The sequence below is a fragment of the Dermacoccus abyssi genome (assembly GCF_003515945.1).
Taxonomy (GTDB): Bacteria; Actinomycetota; Actinomycetes; order Actinomycetales; family Dermatophilaceae; genus Dermacoccus; species Dermacoccus abyssi.
Window position 1 is genome coordinate 57,411 of the sequence record NZ_QWLM01000002.1, and the last position, 15,377, is coordinate 72,787.

General features: G+C 68.7%; 17 protein-coding genes and 1 tRNA gene. 6 read left to right on the forward strand and 12 right to left on the reverse strand.

What is annotated here, in order from left to right; genetic code table 11:
• Positions 1–6: 6 nt before the first annotated feature.
• Genes D1832_RS01900 through D1832_RS01910 form a run of 3 tightly spaced genes read right to left on the reverse strand, consistent with a single transcriptional unit; the run spans position 7 to position 2,099 of the window.
• Positions 7–843, reverse strand: a complete 837-nt coding sequence (locus D1832_RS01900; protein WP_206609336.1) for an SCO1664 family protein — start codon at positions 841–843, stop codon at positions 7–9.
• A complete protein-coding gene (locus D1832_RS01905; protein ID WP_118912377.1) occupies positions 840–1,361 on the reverse strand; it encodes a DUF3090 domain-containing protein in 522 nt (173 codons plus the stop codon). Before D1832_RS01905 ends, D1832_RS01900 begins: the two co-directional genes overlap by 4 nt.
• 9 nt (positions 1,362–1,370) lie before the next feature.
• Positions 1,371–2,099 carry an MSMEG_4193 family putative phosphomutase gene (locus D1832_RS01910; protein ID WP_118912378.1) on the reverse strand — a complete coding sequence of 243 codons (729 nt, stop codon included), beginning with the start codon at positions 2,097–2,099 and terminating at the stop codon, positions 1,371–1,373.
• A 51-nt stretch (positions 2,100–2,150) separates the two neighbouring features.
• Here D1832_RS01910 and D1832_RS01915 point away from each other — a divergent pair, with 51 nt between their 5' ends.
• Both D1832_RS01915 and D1832_RS01920 read left to right on the forward strand, forming a co-directional pair.
• Positions 2,151–3,152: a magnesium and cobalt transport protein CorA gene (locus D1832_RS01915; RefSeq protein ID WP_047312901.1), complete on the forward strand. Its 1,002-nt coding sequence runs from the start codon at positions 2,151–2,153 to the stop codon at positions 3,150–3,152.
• Complete coding sequence (locus tag D1832_RS01920) at positions 3,149–4,135, forward strand: aldo/keto reductase (protein ID WP_182434617.1); 987 nt, start codon at positions 3,149–3,151, stop codon at positions 4,133–4,135. Before D1832_RS01915 ends, D1832_RS01920 begins: the two co-directional genes overlap by 4 nt.
• Positions 4,136–4,227: 92 nt before the next feature.
• Here the strand turns inward: D1832_RS01920 and D1832_RS01925 are convergent, their stop codons facing one another.
• Positions 4,228–4,518 (reverse strand): primosomal protein, encoded by a 291-nt coding sequence (locus D1832_RS01925; RefSeq protein ID WP_118912380.1) that lies wholly within the window; start codon positions 4,516–4,518, stop codon positions 4,228–4,230.
• 37 nt (positions 4,519–4,555) lie between these two features.
• Here D1832_RS01925 and D1832_RS01930 point away from each other — a divergent pair, with 37 nt between their 5' ends.
• On the forward strand, positions 4,556–4,756 hold the full coding sequence (locus D1832_RS01930) for a DUF5703 family protein (RefSeq protein WP_047312900.1): 201 nt from the start codon (positions 4,556–4,558) through the stop codon (positions 4,754–4,756).
• A 32-nt stretch (positions 4,757–4,788) separates the two neighbouring features.
• On the opposite strand, the gene D1832_RS01935 is transcribed toward D1832_RS01930, so the two are convergent.
• The 4 genes from D1832_RS01935 to D1832_RS01950 all read right to left on the reverse strand — a co-directional run bounded on the left by D1832_RS01935 (position 4,789) and on the right by D1832_RS01950 (position 8,204).
• A complete protein-coding gene (locus tag D1832_RS01935; protein ID WP_118912381.1) occupies positions 4,789–6,111 on the reverse strand; it encodes a M20/M25/M40 family metallo-hydrolase in 1,323 nt (440 codons plus the stop codon).
• Between the two features lie 73 nt (positions 6,112–6,184).
• Positions 6,185–6,269, reverse strand: a tRNA-Leu gene (locus D1832_RS01940).
• Positions 6,270–6,430: 161 nt separating this feature from the next.
• On the reverse strand, positions 6,431–7,684 hold the full coding sequence (locus D1832_RS01945; protein ID WP_118912382.1) for an SPFH domain-containing protein: 1,254 nt from the start codon (positions 7,682–7,684) through the stop codon (positions 6,431–6,433).
• Between the two features lie 67 nt (positions 7,685–7,751).
• Positions 7,752–8,204, reverse strand: coding sequence for an NfeD family protein (locus D1832_RS01950; protein ID WP_047312822.1), 453 nt, complete (start codon positions 8,202–8,204; stop codon positions 7,752–7,754).
• A gap of 135 nt (positions 8,205–8,339) precedes the next feature.
• Here D1832_RS01950 and D1832_RS01955 point away from each other — a divergent pair, with 135 nt between their 5' ends.
• A complete protein-coding gene (locus D1832_RS01955) occupies positions 8,340–8,708 on the forward strand; it encodes a tetratricopeptide repeat protein (protein WP_118912383.1) in 369 nt (122 codons plus the stop codon).
• A 43-nt stretch (positions 8,709–8,751) separates the two neighbouring features.
• Here D1832_RS01955 and D1832_RS01960 read toward each other — a convergent pair whose 3' ends face one another.
• The 4 genes from D1832_RS01960 to D1832_RS01975 all read right to left on the reverse strand — a co-directional run bounded on the left by D1832_RS01960 (position 8,752) and on the right by D1832_RS01975 (position 14,172).
• Positions 8,752–10,128, reverse strand: coding sequence for a DNA polymerase IV (locus tag D1832_RS01960; RefSeq protein WP_118912384.1), 1,377 nt, complete (start codon positions 10,126–10,128; stop codon positions 8,752–8,754).
• Positions 10,125–11,171, reverse strand: coding sequence for a glucose 1-dehydrogenase (locus D1832_RS01965; protein ID WP_118912559.1), 1,047 nt, complete (start codon positions 11,169–11,171; stop codon positions 10,125–10,127). Before D1832_RS01965 ends, D1832_RS01960 begins: the two co-directional genes overlap by 4 nt.
• A gap of 53 nt (positions 11,172–11,224) precedes the next feature.
• Positions 11,225–13,321 carry a RecQ family ATP-dependent DNA helicase gene (locus D1832_RS01970; RefSeq protein ID WP_118912385.1) on the reverse strand — a complete coding sequence of 699 codons (2,097 nt, stop codon included), beginning with the start codon at positions 13,319–13,321 and terminating at the stop codon, positions 11,225–11,227.
• A gap of 77 nt (positions 13,322–13,398) precedes the next feature.
• Positions 13,399–14,172, reverse strand: coding sequence for a lysophospholipid acyltransferase family protein (locus D1832_RS01975; protein ID WP_118912386.1), 774 nt, complete (start codon positions 14,170–14,172; stop codon positions 13,399–13,401).
• Positions 14,173–14,206: 34 nt separating this feature from the next.
• On the opposite strand from D1832_RS01975, the gene D1832_RS01980 reads away from it, so the two are divergent.
• Positions 14,207–14,983 (forward strand): HipA family kinase, encoded by a 777-nt coding sequence (locus D1832_RS01980; protein ID WP_118912387.1) that lies wholly within the window; start codon positions 14,207–14,209, stop codon positions 14,981–14,983.
• Positions 14,980–15,372, forward strand: a complete 393-nt coding sequence (locus D1832_RS01985) for a DUF3037 domain-containing protein (RefSeq protein WP_118912388.1) — start codon at positions 14,980–14,982, stop codon at positions 15,370–15,372. The genes D1832_RS01980 and D1832_RS01985 overlap by 4 nt, the downstream gene beginning before the upstream one ends.
• The last annotated feature ends 5 nt before the right edge of the window (positions 15,373–15,377 follow it).

Here is a 15,377-nt window from a genome sequence, read left to right on the forward strand (position 1 = left end):
ACGCGCTCACAGCGGCGGCCAGGGCAGGCCGTAGCGCTCCTCGGGTGGGTCCGGGAAGGTGCCGGCTTCGAGCAGTGCGTCGGTGCGCGCGTGCAGCGCCTTGATCTCGGCGGGTGTGAGGAGCGGGGCCAACCCCTGTGTGAGTTCCCCTCGCGCCGCGACAAGGCGGCGAAGCGCCGCCTCGATCGGCTCCTCCAGTGGGTCACCGGCGAAGCCCCACAGGACGGTGCGCAGCTTGTCGTCGGTGTGGAAGGTGAGGCCGTTGTCGATGGCGAACAGTGCCTCGGGTGTCTCGATGAGGTGGGAGCCCTTGCGGTCTGCGTTGTTCGTCACAGTGTCGAACACGGCGATTCGCCGCAGGGCGGGCGTGTCGGTGTGGACGAGGACGAGTGGTCCCTCCTCACCCTCGAACGCGGCGATCGGGTGGACCGACCCCTGCTGGGAGACGAACTCCTCCTCGTCGAGCAGCGCGACGTGTGCCTGCTCCGTCGGGACGAGGGGGCCCACCCAGCGCTGCAGTGAGCCTTCGCCCAGGTCGTCTTCGAACCACCGGGTCTCGGGAACGTGATCCCAGCCGAGCGCGGCGCACACGAGAGACGCCGCAACCTCCCGGTGCGCGAGGGTGCCTCGGGGGAAGTCGGCCAGCGGACGCTCGCCCGCCACGGGCTTGAACACGGCGCGGGCTGCGTCGTCCGGGAGCTCGCTCGGGTCGTCCGGCACCGCGGCGAGTGAACTCACGTCGGCCATGCGCAGGACGACGTTGGACGCCTCGACGAGTCGCCCCTCGAGCGTCCACCGAGCGTGCTCAGGGAGCGAACCTCCCGATTCCTTGGGTTCGCTCAACGGCGGCGGTACCCGTTGGCTCGAGGGCAGACGTGACCGCTGGGATCGAGCGGCTCGTTGCACAGCGGGCACGGACGTCGGCCCTGCGCGACGAGGGCGATCGAGCGGCGGGAGAACTCTCGCGCCACGCTGGGGGTCATGACGACGCGCAGAGTCGTCTGCTCGCCGTCGGTCTCGTCACTGGCGCCCACCTCGTGCTCGAGGTCGTGGCACTCGATGCTCAGCAACTGCGTCGTCGGATTCCACGCGGCGCTCATACTGCCGACCCGGAAGATCGGGTCGACAGGCAGCTCGAGGGGGTCGTTGTCCTGCGGCGCAGCAGGAACGTCCCGGTCGGCTCCCACCTCGTCGAGCAGTTCGGCAACACGCTCGGCGAGGAGTTCCACCTGCTGCTTCTCGATGGCGACGCCCTCGACGCGGCGCGGGTCGCGCACCTGAAGGTAGAACTCACGGGCCCCCGGCTCGCCGACCGTACCGGCGACGAAGCGCTGAGGATGAACGAACTCGAGCACTGGCATGGCTCCAGCCTAATTGCGCTGTCCAGACGCGGTGTCCGTGACGCCCCTCGATCCGCCGACGGTGGCGTCCGAGCCGCTCGTCGCCTGGTGGGTGAGCACGTCACGCAGCCCGCCGTGGGTGTGGTTCATGAGGAGGACGAACGGCCGTGACGACGTGTAGCGCACGATGCTGACCGAGGCGGGCGAGGCGACGATCCGCTGGAAGTCGTCGAGCGGTGTGCCCAGAGCGTCGGCGAGCACCGCCTTGATGACGTCGCCGTGGCTCACGGCAACCCACGTGGCACTCGCGCCGTGGGCCTGCTCGACCCCGGCGTCGATCCCGCGGACGGTCTCGACGGCCCTACGCTGCATGTCGCGCATCGACTCGTGCTCGAACGCGTCGCTGGGCGGAAAGGTGACGCCGGAGGGGGCCTCCTGGACGTCCTTCCACAGCGGTTCCTTCGCCAACTCGACGAGTGGGCGCCCCGTCCACGCTCCGTAGCGGCACTCGCCGATGCCGTCATGTTCCTCGGGCACCAAGCCGGTGCGCTCCGCGAGCGGGGCTGCCGTCTCGCGACAGCGCACGAGCGGCGACGTCACGAGGCGTACGGGAGTCGTTGCCGCGGAGATCGACTCGGCGATGGCGGAGGCTTGCGTTCGGCCGGTGTCGTCGAGGTGGGTTTCGGGCGTCCAGCCGGCCAGAACACCTGAAGCGTTGGCCGTCGTACGTCCGTGTCGGAGCAGGATGAGGGTCGCCACGCCGCCAGCCTAATGACAGCGCCGGGCCGGATGGTCGAGGACAATGAGCCCGTGATCATCGACCAGGCCGTCTACCGCCGGGGCGAACGCCTGCCCTGCGGTGACATCAGCGACGAACTCGCTGAACTCCAGGCCCGAGGGGACGACGAGTCCAGCTTCCTGTGGATCGGCCTCAAGGATCCGACGGCCGACGAGTTCGAACACTTCGCCCGTGAACTCGAGCTGCACCCCCTCGCTGTCGAGGATGCCCTCAAGGGTGGCCAACGACCCAAGTTCGAGATCTACGGCCACATGGCGTTCGTCGTCATGCGCACCCTGCGCTACATCGACGAGAGTTCCGACGTCGAAACCGGTGAACTCATGGCGTTCGTCGGCCCCCACTTCGTCGTCACGGTGCGACGGGGTGAACCCGCGCCCCTCGAGCAGGTGCGATCTGCGCTCGAACACGACCCCACGATGCTCGAGAAGGGGCCGATGGCTGTGCTCTACAGCGTCATGGACGCGGTGGTCGACCGCTACCGCACCATCGACGAGGAGTTGAGTGACGACGTCGTCGCCATCGAGCACCGCGTGTTCACCCCCGGCCTGACGACGGACGTCGGTGAGATCTACGCGCTCAAGCGCGAACTGCTCGAAGCGCGCTGGGCGGTGCAGCCCCTCATCGAGCCCGCTCGGCGGTTGCTCGCGGCACGCTTCGTGCCCGACGAGTTCTCGCCCTTCTTCCGTGACATCCAGGATCACCTCCTCATCGTCCACGAGCACATCGAGACCTACGACCGGCTCCTGTCGGATGTCCTGTCGGCCCACCTCGCGCAGGTCTCGGTTCGCCAGAACGACGACATGCGCAAGATCTCGGCCTGGGTCGCGATCGCGTCCGTCCCGACGATGTTGGCGGGCATCTACGGCATGAACTTCCACTCGATGCCGGAGCTGGAAGCATCGGTGAATGTCGGCGGCAGCGAGTTCTACTACGGCTACTACGTCGTGCTCGCCGTCCTCGTCACCGCGTGTGTGCTCCTGTGGCGCACCTTCAAGAGAACAGGATGGCTGTGAGCTCACTGACGCACCTGCACGACGACCGACCGCACGTGGACGTCGCGACCCTCGGCGCGAGCGGCGCCCGGGTGAGTCGTGTCGTCCTCGGTGTCTCCGGGTGGGGCGGCAGCGTCGACGCCGAACGGGGCGCCGAGGTCGTCGACACCTACCGTGACGCCGGTGGCTTCACCCTCGAGGTCGGTGACACGGACGGCGGCGTGGCCGAGGAACTTCTCGGTGAGATCGTCGGCGGCCGCCATGCGCGTGACGAAGTGTTTCTCATCGCACGTTCCGGGCGCGGCTCGCACAGTGTGCCGGTGCCCGGTAGTAGCGGCGACACGTCGCGTCGGGCGCTCATGGCGGGCCTCGACGCGTCGCTGGCCCGCCTCGGCACTGAGCACCTCGACCTGTGGCTGGTCGACGGCTTCGACGGCGTGACGCCGAGCGCCGAGGTGGCCGAGACGATGGAGTGGGCGTTGACCTCAGGGCGCGCCACCTACGTCGGTGTCGGCGATGTACCGGCCTGGCGCGCAGTGGATCTCAGCCACGAGCTGGCCACGCGGCGCATCCGTCTCGCGGCGCACGCCACCGAGTACAGCCTGCTCGAGCGTTCTGCGGACACCGACGTGGTCGACGCAGCTCGGACTCGGGGCCACGGTGTGCTCGGCGGAAGCGCTCTCGCGGGAGGGGCCTTGACCGGCAAGTACCGCCACGGAACCCCGGCGGACTCGCGCAGGGCCGCCGGTGTCGTCCCGCTCCAGCCCCGTCACTTCGGTGCCTCGGCGCGCTCCGTCGTCGAGTCGCTCGCCACCGCCGCCGAGGGGCTGGGCGTGCACCCGAGCGAACTGGCCCTCGCCTGGCAGTTGCGGCAGGAGGGACTCGACGCCCTCATGGTCGGTGCGCGAACACCAGCGCAGATGCGCGTGCTCCTGCGTGCGGGCCAACTCGTCGTCCCCGACGAGATCCTTGCCGTCCTCGACGAGGTCTCGCGCACCCGCTGAGTCGCCTCGCGACACTAGACATGAGGAAGGCCCGCCGTTGCCGGCGGGCCTTCCTCATGTTCGGAGCGTCATTGCACTATGACGCGCGCCGCTCAGTGCTCGTCGTCCTCGTCTTCGTCGTCGAGGTCTTCCTCGTCGTACTCGTCGTCGTCATCTTCGTCGTCTTCCTCGTCGAAGTCCTCCTCCGAGTACACCTCGAGCGGTGTGACTTCGTTGAAGGCGTCCATGAGGGCGTCGTCGTAGTCCTCAAAGGCATCGGCCAACGCCTGGTAGGCGGCGACGACCGCGGGGTCGTTCTCTCCCCGTCGTCCGGAACATGCTTCGAGGTGACGTTCGAAGGCGCTCGTGAGTGTTTCCAGAGCTGCGCGCGGGTCTGCGGTCATGTGGAAAACGCTACCGCGAACGCGGCAGAATGTGCAGATGCCCGAGTACGAATACCGCACGCTCACCTTCGAGCGCGGCACGAGCCGCGGAGATATCCGACAGGCCCTCACCGACGAGGCGGAGTACGGGCACTGGGAACTCGCGCGCACGCGCCTCTACCTCGGCGGAATGCGTCGGGTCTGGCTGCGCCGGCGCATCATTCGCATGCGCCGCGAGTCCCCCGGCGGCCTGCTCTGACTCCTGTCGTGTCGGGCGGAGCCGCGAGCCGCTCAGCAGTCGGTGAGGAAGCGCGCCAGGACGCGCTGACCGAATTCCAGGCTCTCGACCGGCACGCGCTCGTCGATGCCGTGGAACATCGGGGCGAAGTCGAGGTCGGCCGGCAGACGCAGGGGTGCGAACCCGTAGCCGGTGATGCCGAGTTCCTTGAGCGCCTTGTTGTCCGTGCCGCCCGAGAGGCAGTACGGCAGCACTTCACAGCCCGGGTCCTCGGCGCGCAGAGCCGACTTCATCCGCTCGACGAGGTCCGTCTCGAACGGCGCGTCGAGCGCAATGTCCCGGTGCAACGTCTCGACCGTCACGTACTCACCGGCGAGTTCCTCGATGACCCCCATGAGCTCGTCCTCGTGGCCGGGCAGGAAGCGACAGTCGACGTTGACCGATGCCGTCTGAGGAATGACGTTCTGCTTGTACCCCGCCGCAAGCATCGTCACGTTCGACGTGTTCGCCAGGGTGCCTTCGACGAAGCCGCGAGCCCCGCCGATCGTGGACAGCAGGGCGGTGTTGTCGTCGTCGGCGTACGTGATGCCCGTGGTGGTCGACAGACCGTCGAGGAGGGCGCGCACACTCGCGATGTACTGGCGCGGCCACACGTGGGCGTCGATGCGCGTGATGGCCTGCGCGAGTCGGACGATGGCGTTCTCGTCGTTCGGCACGCTGCCGTGTCCGGCGCGTCCGTGGGCGGTGAGGCGCAGCCACCGGATGCCCTTTTCCGCGGTCTGGAGCAGGTAGGCCCGCTGGTCACCACCGGAGGCTGCCGGCACGGTGACGGAGTAGCCGCCCACCTCGCTGATGGCTTCGGTGGCGCCGTCGAAGAGTTCGGGGCGGTTGTCGACGGCCCAGTGTGAGCCGAGCACTCCCCCGGCTTCCTCGTCGGCGAAGAAGGCAACGACGAGGTCTCGAGACGGCTTGACGCTGCGGCGGGCGAAGTCACGCACCGTCGCGAGGATCATGGCGTCCATGTCCTTCATGTCGATGGCGCCGCGACCCCAGACGCACCCGTCGGCCAGGTCTGCCGCGAAGGGGTCGTGGGTCCAGTCGGCCGCTTCCGCCGGAACGACGTCGAGGTGCCCGTGGACGACGAGAGCCCCGCGCTCGGAGTCCTCACCGGGGATGCGGACGACGACGTTAGCGCGGCCCTTCTCGCTCTCGAACAACTCGGGCTCGAGGCCGACCTCCTGCAGCTGACTGACGACGTACTCGGCCGCCTCGCGCTCCCCCGGCCCCTCGACCCCGGGGCCGTAGTTGCTCGTGTCGATGCGAATGAGGTCACGGCAGATACGAAGGACGTCGCTTTCGGCGGCTGCAGAAGTCATGCTCCTACTCTGCCACCCGTTTCCGGGCACGAAAAAGCGGCCCGATGATCTCTCATCGAGCCGCTTCGCGGTGTGTCCGAGGGGGGACTTGAACCCCCACGTCCGATAAAGGACACTAGCACCTCAAGCTAGCGCGTCTGCCATTCCGCCACCCGGACAGGTGGTATTTTCCGGCCGCTTCCGCGTCCTTCCAACGAGGGAAAACATTACCAGGCGATTCCGGCGAATGCACATCGAGATCCTGGGGGTGCGCCACGGCCCGCCGAGACGGTGATGTCGGCGGGCCGTTCGCGGGCTGACGACGTCGAAACGTCATACGTCAGGCGTTGGGATTCCCCTGCTCGTCGCGGTTCACACCTGGCAGCGGCGCGCGCACGGGACGCTCCTCGCGCACCTCCTGCGGTGCCGGCTCCGGCGAGCCTGCAGCCTCGTCGAACGTGGGAGCAGCCACGTGCGGCGAGGACGCGATCTGCTGGCGCTCGACTTCGCTCGGGGCATCTTCGGCGGCTGACGGAGCAGCAGCTCGCACGGGGCGAGCGGCCGTCTGCGTGTTGCGCTCCGCCTCGGTCGTGGCCTGGTTGGCCTCACCGCGGGCGTTCGCCAGAGCGACCTCCGGGTCCTCGAGGGTGGTGTCGGCGAACGCGTTGGTGTCGCTCGTGCCGGGGTCGACCCATTCCTCGTCGTCGTTGTCTCCCGGGCGACCGGCGTCGCCGCCGAGGGCGCTCGAGATGCCGCGCAGAGCGTCCGTGACCTCGGAAGGGATGACCCACATCTTGTTCGAGTCGCCCTGAGCGAGCTGCGGCAGTGTCTGCAGGTACTGGTAAGCGAGCAGACGCTGCGTCGGCTTGCCCCGGTGGATGGCGTCGAAGACCTGCTGGATGGCGCGGGCCTCACCCTGTGCCTTGAGGATGGCTGCCTGGGCCTCACCCTCGGCCTTGAGGATCGAAGACTGCTTCTCACCCTCGGCCGTGAGGATCTGCGACTGCTTGAAACCCTCGGCGTTGAGGATGGCGGCGCGGCGGTCACGCTCGGCGCGCATCTGCTTCTCCATCGAGTCCTGCACCGAAGCCGGCGGGTCGATGGCCTTGAGCTCCACGCGGTTGACGCGGATGCCCCAGCGCCCGGTCGCCTCGTCGAGCACGCCGCGCAGCTGGCCGTTGATCTGGTCGCGCGAGGTCAGGGTCTGCTCGAGGTCGAGCGAACCGATGACGTTACGCAGCGTCGTGACCGTGAGCTGCTCGATGCCCTGGATGAAGTTCTCGATCTCGTACACGGCCGATTTCGGGTCGGTCACCGAGTAGTAGATGACGGTGTCGATGCTCACGACGAGGTTGTCGCTCGTGATGACCGGCTGCGGCGGGAAGGTGACGACCTGCTCGCGCAGGTCGATGTTCGCGCGGACGCGGTCGATGAACGGCACGAGGATGTGCAGACCGTCGGTCAGGGTGCGGTTGTACGAACCGAGGCGCTCGATGATCTGCGCCGTCTGCTGCGGCACGATGCGCACCGTCCGCATGAGGACGACGACGACGAACAGGACGAGCAGCAGGACGGCGATGAGTCCTGGTGACATGGTGTTCCCTCCCCCGCCGGTTCGGGTGCCCGGCAGTGTGTGTGCTTCGGACTGTGGTGGCGCGCGATCAGTAGTGGGCGCCGGGGCTGGCCGGGTCGACGAGCAGGGTGGCGCCCTGCAGTTCGACGACCTGAACGGACGAGCCGAGCGGCAGCGTCGTGCGAACGTCGGTACGCGCGGTCCACAGGTCACCGTGGACCTTGACCAGGCCGGCCGTGTCGGACACAGGCTCGACGACGTAGCCGGTGAGGCCGACGACGGACGTCGGGCCGATGTCCCTGTTGTCACGCTTGGGGCGCAGACGCTTGCGCAGGGCCGGGCGCAGCGTGAACAGGAGGCCCACTGCGACAGCGACCGCGACGACCGCGCTGAGGACGAACCCTGCGCCGAGGAAGGAGGCCAGGGCGCCGGCGAGAGCGCCGATCGCGAGCATGATGAACACGAAGTCCACCGTGACGGCCTCCACGGCCGCCATCGCGAGCGCGACGCCGAGCCACATCAGCCATGCACTGCCGTTCATCGTGTTCCGCTCCCAAGGGTTGGCCGTCAATGCGCTTGCGGCCCACCGTACGTGGTCCGACTGGGGTCGGGAATGCGAAACCCTAACGATTGTCTTACATCTCAGAACATCGACCGATCGGTCAGGAGGCCTTCGATGACGAATTACCCGTGGAGCGACTTCACCCCCGTGCGCACCGACGCCCGCGTCGAGTACGAGGGTGCCCTGCGTGACTTCGAACGCCGCCGTTACGTCGATGCCGCCGAGCGGCTCGAATGGATCCTGGGCCAGCCGGTCGACCACCGCCACGGTCTCGGCGACGTGCGTGAACTGCTCGCCCGCGCCTACTACCACTCGGCCCGGCTGGATCTCGCCGAGAGCACCGCTCGTGCCGTCATGAGCGATCAGCCGACGAACGGCTACGCCGCCATGCTTCTCGCGCGAACGCTGCAGCGGCAGGGGCGCGCGGAGGAGGCGAAGGCTCCGGCCGCTTTGGCGGCGGCCCTGGGCGTGACTGCCGACTGACAGTCCGAAGAACAACCGGCGAAGCGCCCAGCTGAGACGTGATCTACGTCCAGCTCGGCGCTTCTGCTGGTGAGAGGGCCTCGTCGTCCACGGCGAAGGTGTGCACCGGTCCCGGCGGGGTGGTCGGCCCCTCGAAGCGAACCGTGACGCGCGAGCGCCCGGAGCCCCAGACCCAGCCGTTGCCGTGATCGGGGTGGTGGACGTCCATTCCGGTACGCCAGCGGCGCTCTGGCGACGGGCTGAAGCGCGTCGAGAGATCGATGGCGTCACTGCCGTGGGCGGGTTCGTCCTGCGGTGACGGTGCGAAGACCTCCGGGTACTCGGTCTCGTCGTCGGCCGAGGTCTCGAGATCGAACAGTCCCGTCTGGGCGTGCGCTACGAACCCGCTGAGACCGACGCCGAGCAGGCGCACACCCTGAGGCAGATCGAGCCCGTCGAGCAAGCGTGTGGCGGTTCGCGCGATGACGTCGGCGTCCCGTGTCGGTGAGGTGGTCGTGAAGCTGCGCGTCAGGGCCGTGAAGTCGGGAAGCCTCACCTTGAGGTGGACGGTTCGGCCGAAGACACCGGCCTTCTCGGCGCGCGCCCCGACCGATTCGGCGATGCGCTCGATCTCGCGGTGCAGGACGTGACGCTCGTGCACGTCACGTTCGAAGGTTTCCTCGTTCGAGATGCTCTTGGCCTCGCGCGAGAGCGTGAGCTCGCGGTCGTCACGGGCCCGCGCCAGCGCGAAGAGGGAGCGCCCGTGCCGTTCGCCGAACACGCTGACGAGGTCGGTGTCGGTCATGCGCCGCAGGTCGCCGACCGTCTCGACCCCGAACGTCCGCAGCCGGGCCGCCGTGGCCGGCCCCACGCCGCTGATCGCCCGCACACTCATCGGTTCGAGGACGCTCTTCTCCTCCCCCGGCGCGACGATCGTGATGCCGTTCGGTTTGTCGAGGTCCGAGCCGATCTTCGCGAGCATCTTCGAGGTGGCCGCACCGGCACTGGCCGTGAGGCCGCCGGTCGCCTCCCGGATGTCGGCGTCGAGGCGCTCGAGTCGCTTCCGGACGGTGTCGACCTCCAGATCCTCCAGGTCGGCGCCCCGTAGATCGACGTACGCCTCGTCGATGGAGACCTGCTCCACGAGCGGCGACAGCTCACGCAGCAGATCCATGACGACGAGGGACGACTTGCGGTACGCCTCGAAGCGCGGGGAGAGGAACGCCGTTCCGGCGGGGCAGATAGCACGCGCCTCCGCCGTGCTCATCGCGCTGCGGGCACCGTAGACCCTGGCCTCGTACGACGCCGTCGAGACGACCCCACGCATCCCGGTGCCGCCGACGACGACTGGTCGCCCACGCAGACTGGGCTTGTCCCGCTGTTCGACCGACGCGAAGAAGGCGTCGAGGTCGACGTGCAGAATGCTGGGGTCGCTTCTCACGTGAGGTCGAGAACCACCTTGACGTCGCCGTCCTGACGCTCGAAGGCCTGCGCGAAGTCCTCCAGCGGCACCCGGCGCGTGATGAGACGCTCGAGCCACGCGTTGTCCGCACGGTCGAGCACTGCGGCGGCCTCTTCGTAGTGGCGGCGGTTGGCGTTGACGGAGCCGACGACGACGCCGTTGTCGAGCACGAGGTCACGGTTGATGAACCCGAGGTCGACCTCGGACTCGTGCGGAGCCGAGATTCCGGTGAGGCAGACGATGCCGTAGGGCACGTTGTTGGCCAGCACGGCCGAGATGACGGGCACGGCACCGGTGGCTTCGATGACGACGTCGGGGGCGATGGTCGTCATCTGCTCGACGGCATCGCCCGTGACGTAGTGCGCGCCGAGCGCTTCGACGAGTTCGGGTTTGATGCCCTCGGTGGCACGGTCGAGGACGTAGACCTCGAGGCCCTTCTGAACGCCGATGAGGGCGCCGAGGAGACCGATGGGGCCGGCGCCGGTGACGAGCACCTTCTTGGGGTCGAAGTAGGCGCGCGAGCCGATGCGCTCGACCTGCTCCCACGCCTTGGCGACCACGGTGGTCGGTTCGAGAAGGACACCGACCTTCTCGAGGTTGGGTGCGAGCTTCACGGCGTGTTCGGCGGGAATGTTCCAGCGCCTCGAACCGAAGCCGTGGATCTGCTTGATGCCGTGCTCGGTGTACTCGCCGTTGCGGCACATGTCCCACTCGTCGTGGGCGCACGCGACGCAGGGCTGGGGGTCGGGCATACGCACGATGCCGACGACGAGGTCACCCGGTGCGAACTCGCTGCCTTCGGGAGCTTCGAGGACGCGCCCGAGGGACTCGTGGCCGAGGATGAGGCGCTCGGCACCGTCGGGGGCCCAGCCGTAGGCGCCTTCGGAGATTTCGTGATCGGTGCCGCATACGCCGAGCGCGAGGCCTTCGACGAGGAGCTCGTCGTCACCACGGTTCGGGTCGGGCATGTCGGTGACGGCGAGGGAGTCGGCCTTCAGGGGTACGACGGTGAGTGCACGCATGAACGTCACCTTAGAACCGAGGCCGGGCGACCGGCGATTCGACGCACGCCACGTCAGCCGACCGCGCGGTGGATGACGAGCGGAAGGACGACATCGGCACCGGCTTCGCGCAGGCTCGCCGCGGCGACGGTGGGCTCCCACGTCGTGTTTGTCGTGTCGACGACGAGGAGAACGCTCGCGCCGGCCACGTCGGGGAAACCCGTCGTGGCCAAGGCGTCACGCCACGCCGCAGCAACCTGTGCTCCGGAGAGCCCCTGGGTGTCCGGCGGGACGCCGTTCCACGTCGCCACGGGCAGATTGCCTACCTCGCCCAGGTGCTCGGCGAGGCCCTCGACGCGCGCCGTGGCGACGGCGGCCGATGCGGTGCGTGTGGGAAGCGCGATGACGCAGCTCGGGCGGCGGCGCCAGGTGGACGCCCAGGCCGCGAGGACACGCACCGTCGAGTCCCGGAGCGCCTGCGAGGGTGGCTCGCTTCCACCGGCGCGGGCATCCTCGCGGCGTTCGTCCTCCCACTCGGCAGCGTCGGCGTGAATGATGACCCGCCCCGGATCTGCTCCCAGTTCCGCCGGAATGCGCCCACGGGCCCCGAAGGGGCCACCTGGCCACATCTTGCGGGGTTCGAGCGTGATGGTCTCCGCGCGCAACACGGCGGCGATGCGCTCGACCGTGGCGGCGTCGACGTCGGCGCTCAGCGGTTCGGGCAGACGCCCGAGGCAGACGGAGCATCGGCCGCAGTTCTCGGCCTCCGGGTCGTCGAGGGCCGTACGCAGCAGCTTCATGAGGCATTCGCGGCCTGCGATGTAGCTGCGCATGATGTCGGCCTCACGCTCACGCGTGGCGATGACGCCCTTGTAGTGCTCCTCGTCGAACGTCCACTGGACGCCGGTGGCGCTCCAGCCGTCCGCGCTGCGCTCGACCACACCGTCGACCGCGAGTTGTTTGAGCAGCAGTTCGACGCGGGTACGGCGGATGCCTGTTTCGGCGTCGAGGGCCGGAACGCTCATCGGCCCGTCGGAGGCACGCATTGCGGTGAGGAGGGACTCGACCTGGTCCTTGCGCGGGATGGTGGCCGTGGCGAAGTAGTCCCAGATGTGTTCGTCACCGGCCGCTGGCAACAGCGCGACGACGGCGTGCTCGATGGCTCGCCCGGCTCGCCCGATGTGCTGGTAGTAGGAGACCGGCGACGCCGGGGCGCCGAGGTGGACGACGAAGCCGAGGTCGGGCTTGTCATAGCCCATCCCGAGGGCCGACGTGGCCACGAGGGCCTTGACCTCGTTGCGCCGTAGCGCGTCCTCGAGGTGCTCGCGTTGACCGGCTTCCAGCTGACCTGTGTAGGCCTCGACGGGAAGGGAATCGCCGTGGGCCGCCTTGATGGCGGCCGTCAGGCGCTCGGCGTCCGCGACGGTGAGGGTGTAGACGATGCCGCTGCCCGGCAGTGACGCGAGGTGATCGACGACCCACGCGTAGCGCTGGAGCGCCGTCATCTCCGGGAGCACCGCGAGGTGGAGGGACGATCGGGCCAGCGGACCGCGTAGCACGAGGGCCGACTCCCCCAGCTGGGCCGCCAGGTCCTCGGTGACACGCTCGTTTGCGGTAGCCGTGGTGGCGAGCACGGGCGTGCGGGGGTTCAGTTCGCGCAGGACGTCGGCGACGCGGCGGTAGTCGGGCCGGAAGTCGTGGCCCCAGTCGGAGACTGCGTGGGCTTCGTCGATGACGAGGAGACCGAGGCGCCCAGCGAGGCCGCTCATGACGCGCTTGCCGAAGGTCGGGTTCGCGAGGCGTTCGGGTGAGACGAGGAGAACGTCGAGCTCGTCGGCGGCCACGGCTGCCTCGATCTCGCTCCACGAGTCGAGGTTGCCCGAGTGGATGGCCGCGGCGCGCAGGCCGGCACGGGAGGCGGCGGCGACCTGGTCGCGCATGAGGCTGAGCAGTGGCGAGACGACGAGGGTGGGACCGTCACCTCGTTCGCGGGAGGCTGCCGTGGCGACCCAGTAGACGGCGGACTTGCCCCAGCCTGTGGCCTGCACGACGACGACGCGGGCACCCGGACGGGACAGCGCTTCGACCGCGGTGCGCTGATCGTCGCGGAGGGCGGCTCCGGGGCCGGCGAGCGCTTCGAGGACGCGAGTGGCGACGTGGTCGATCGACATGTCCTCACCCTAGGACGAGGCGCTGACAACCCCGGAAATCCGGGGCTGTCAGCGCCTCGCTCGGCACCTGGCCGAGATCAGTCGCGCTTCTCGCGCTGCTTCTCGACGAACTTGCGGCGACGCTCGGCGGCGACGCGGGCGTCCTCGGCCTCGGCCTCCTCGAGCGTCGGGGCGGTTCCGCCCATGGACGCGGGCAGGAACTCGAGGTCGCTGCCGCTGAGCTTCGGGTAGCCCGCGCGGATCTCGTCGAGCATGGTCTTCATGACGGTCTTGACGCGCTCGGTGTTCTCCTCGGGGCTGAGCGCCTCGTCGTAGTGCATCGGCTCACCGACGGCGACCGTGATGGGCGTGTTCGTGCGGCCCATGCGCTTGGGCTTGCCCTTGGTCCACACGCGTTGGGAGCCCCAGATGATCATGGGAAGGATCGGAACGCCGGCCTCCTTGGCCATGCGGACGCCACCGGACTTGAAGGACTTCAGTTCGAAGGAGCGCGAGATCGTCTCCTCCGGGAAGATGCCGACGATCTCTCCCGCCTTGAGAGCGTCGACCGCTGCCCGGTAGCTCGCGGCACCGTTGCCGCGCTCGACGGCGATGTGCTTCATGGCGCGCATGAGCGGACCGGAGATCTTGTTGTCGAAGACCTCCTTCTTCGCCATGAAGCGGATGAGGCGCTTGTGCTTGCGCGCGGGGAAGCCGGCGTACGTGAAGTCCATGTACGACAGGTGGTTCATCATGACGACGGCGCCGCCGGTGCGCGGCACGTTGTCCTCACCGAGGAGGGTGAACTTCAAGCCCTGGCCGGCGAAGAGCGTGCGGGCCAGGCCGATGACGGAGGTGTAGACCGGTTCCATGCGGCCAGCCTAGTGGCCCGGCTACCCTGTTGCGGTGCTCGAGACCATCACCGCGACGCGGTACGTCGTCCCCCTCAAGGAGGGCGGTTCGCTGCCCGGCGTCGTCGAGGGAAGTGACGACGGCACGTGGGTCGTCAAGTTCCGCGGAGCGGGCCAGGGGCTCAAGGTTCTCGTCGCCGAGGTGGTCGTCGGTGAACTCGCACGAACCCTCGGCCTGCGGGTTCCTGCGCTGAAGCTCGTCGAGCTCCCCGAACCCATCGCGAAGTACGAGGCGGACGAGGAGGTACAGGACCTGCTCACGGCAAGCCTCGGGCTCAACCTCGGGGTGGACCTGCTGCCCGGCGCGTTCGCCTACGACGGTTCGCAGCCGCCGCCCGCCGACGAAGCCGCCACCATCCTCTGGCTCGATGCGTTCACGGCGAACATCGACCGCACGCCGCACAACCCGAATCTCGTGCGCTGGCACGGCAACACGTGGTGCATCGATCACGGCGCAGCGCTCTACTTCCACTACTCGTGGCCGTCGAAGGGCTCCAACCCGGAGCGGTTCGCCGCGCAACGCTTCGAGGCCACCTCGCACATCATGTGGGGCGTGGCCACCGAAGCCGCCGCGACGCACGAACGGCTCAGCGCCCAGGTCGATGCACAGCTCCTCGAGCGCATCCTCGGCCTCGTACCGGACGAGTGGCTCGAAGCCACGGATGCCATGCCGACGCCGACCGACGTCCGCGGGGCCTACGTCGAGAACCTTCTCGCGCGGCTGGCCTCACCGCAGGCCTGGTCGCCCGCCCACGCGGAGGGTGCGCGATGAGCGGCATTGGCTACCAGTACGTCCTCCTGCGTCTCGTGCCGTCGATCGAGCGCGAGGAGTTCCTCAACGTCGGCGTCGTCGTCTATGCGCAGATGGCCGATTTCCTCGACGCCCGCTTCGATCTCGCGCCGCAGCGCCTCGAAGCTTTCGCACCGCACCTCGACCCGGCTGATGTCGAAGCCGCGCTCGAGGGTATGTGTGCCGCTGTGCGTGGCGAGGCCTGCGCCGGCCGACCGGCGATGCCGAAGTTGGGGCAGCGTTTCGGATGGATCACCGCCCCTCGTTCGACGATCCTTCAGCCCGGCCCCCTGCACGGCGGCGTCACCGACGATCCGGCACTCACCCTCGATCGGCTTGTGTCGCGCCTCGTCACCCCGTCGGGCGGCTGACAACG

Excerpts from the sequence above, each read along its gene's own strand:
- D1832_RS01905 (WP_118912377.1), bottom strand. The coding sequence starts at position 1,361 with ATGCCAGTGCTCGAGTTCGTTCATCCTCAGCGCTTCGTCGCCGGTACG.
- D1832_RS01925 (WP_118912380.1), bottom strand. The coding sequence starts at position 4,518 with ATGACCGCAGACCCGCGCGCAGCTCTGGAAACACTCACGAGCGCCTTC.
- D1832_RS01930 (WP_047312900.1), top strand. The coding sequence starts at position 4,556 with ATGCCCGAGTACGAATACCGCACGCTCACCTTCGAGCGCGGCACGAGC.
- D1832_RS01935 (WP_118912381.1), bottom strand. The coding sequence starts at position 6,111 with ATGACTTCTGCAGCCGCCGAAAGCGACGTCCTTCGTATCTGCCGTGAC.
- D1832_RS01945 (WP_118912382.1), bottom strand. The coding sequence starts at position 7,684 with ATGTCACCAGGACTCATCGCCGTCCTGCTGCTCGTCCTGTTCGTCGTC.
- D1832_RS01950 (WP_047312822.1), bottom strand. The coding sequence starts at position 8,204 with ATGAACGGCAGTGCATGGCTGATGTGGCTCGGCGTCGCGCTCGCGATG.
- D1832_RS01955 (WP_118912383.1), top strand. The coding sequence starts at position 8,340 with ATGACGAATTACCCGTGGAGCGACTTCACCCCCGTGCGCACCGACGCC.
- D1832_RS01965 (WP_118912559.1), bottom strand. The coding sequence starts at position 11,171 with ATGCGTGCACTCACCGTCGTACCCCTGAAGGCCGACTCCCTCGCCGTC.
- D1832_RS01970 (WP_118912385.1), bottom strand. The coding sequence starts at position 13,321 with ATGTCGATCGACCACGTCGCCACTCGCGTCCTCGAAGCGCTCGCCGGC.
- D1832_RS01975 (WP_118912386.1), bottom strand. The coding sequence starts at position 14,172 with ATGGAACCGGTCTACACCTCCGTCATCGGCCTGGCCCGCACGCTCTTC.
- D1832_RS01985 (WP_118912388.1), top strand. The coding sequence starts at position 14,980 with ATGAGCGGCATTGGCTACCAGTACGTCCTCCTGCGTCTCGTGCCGTCG.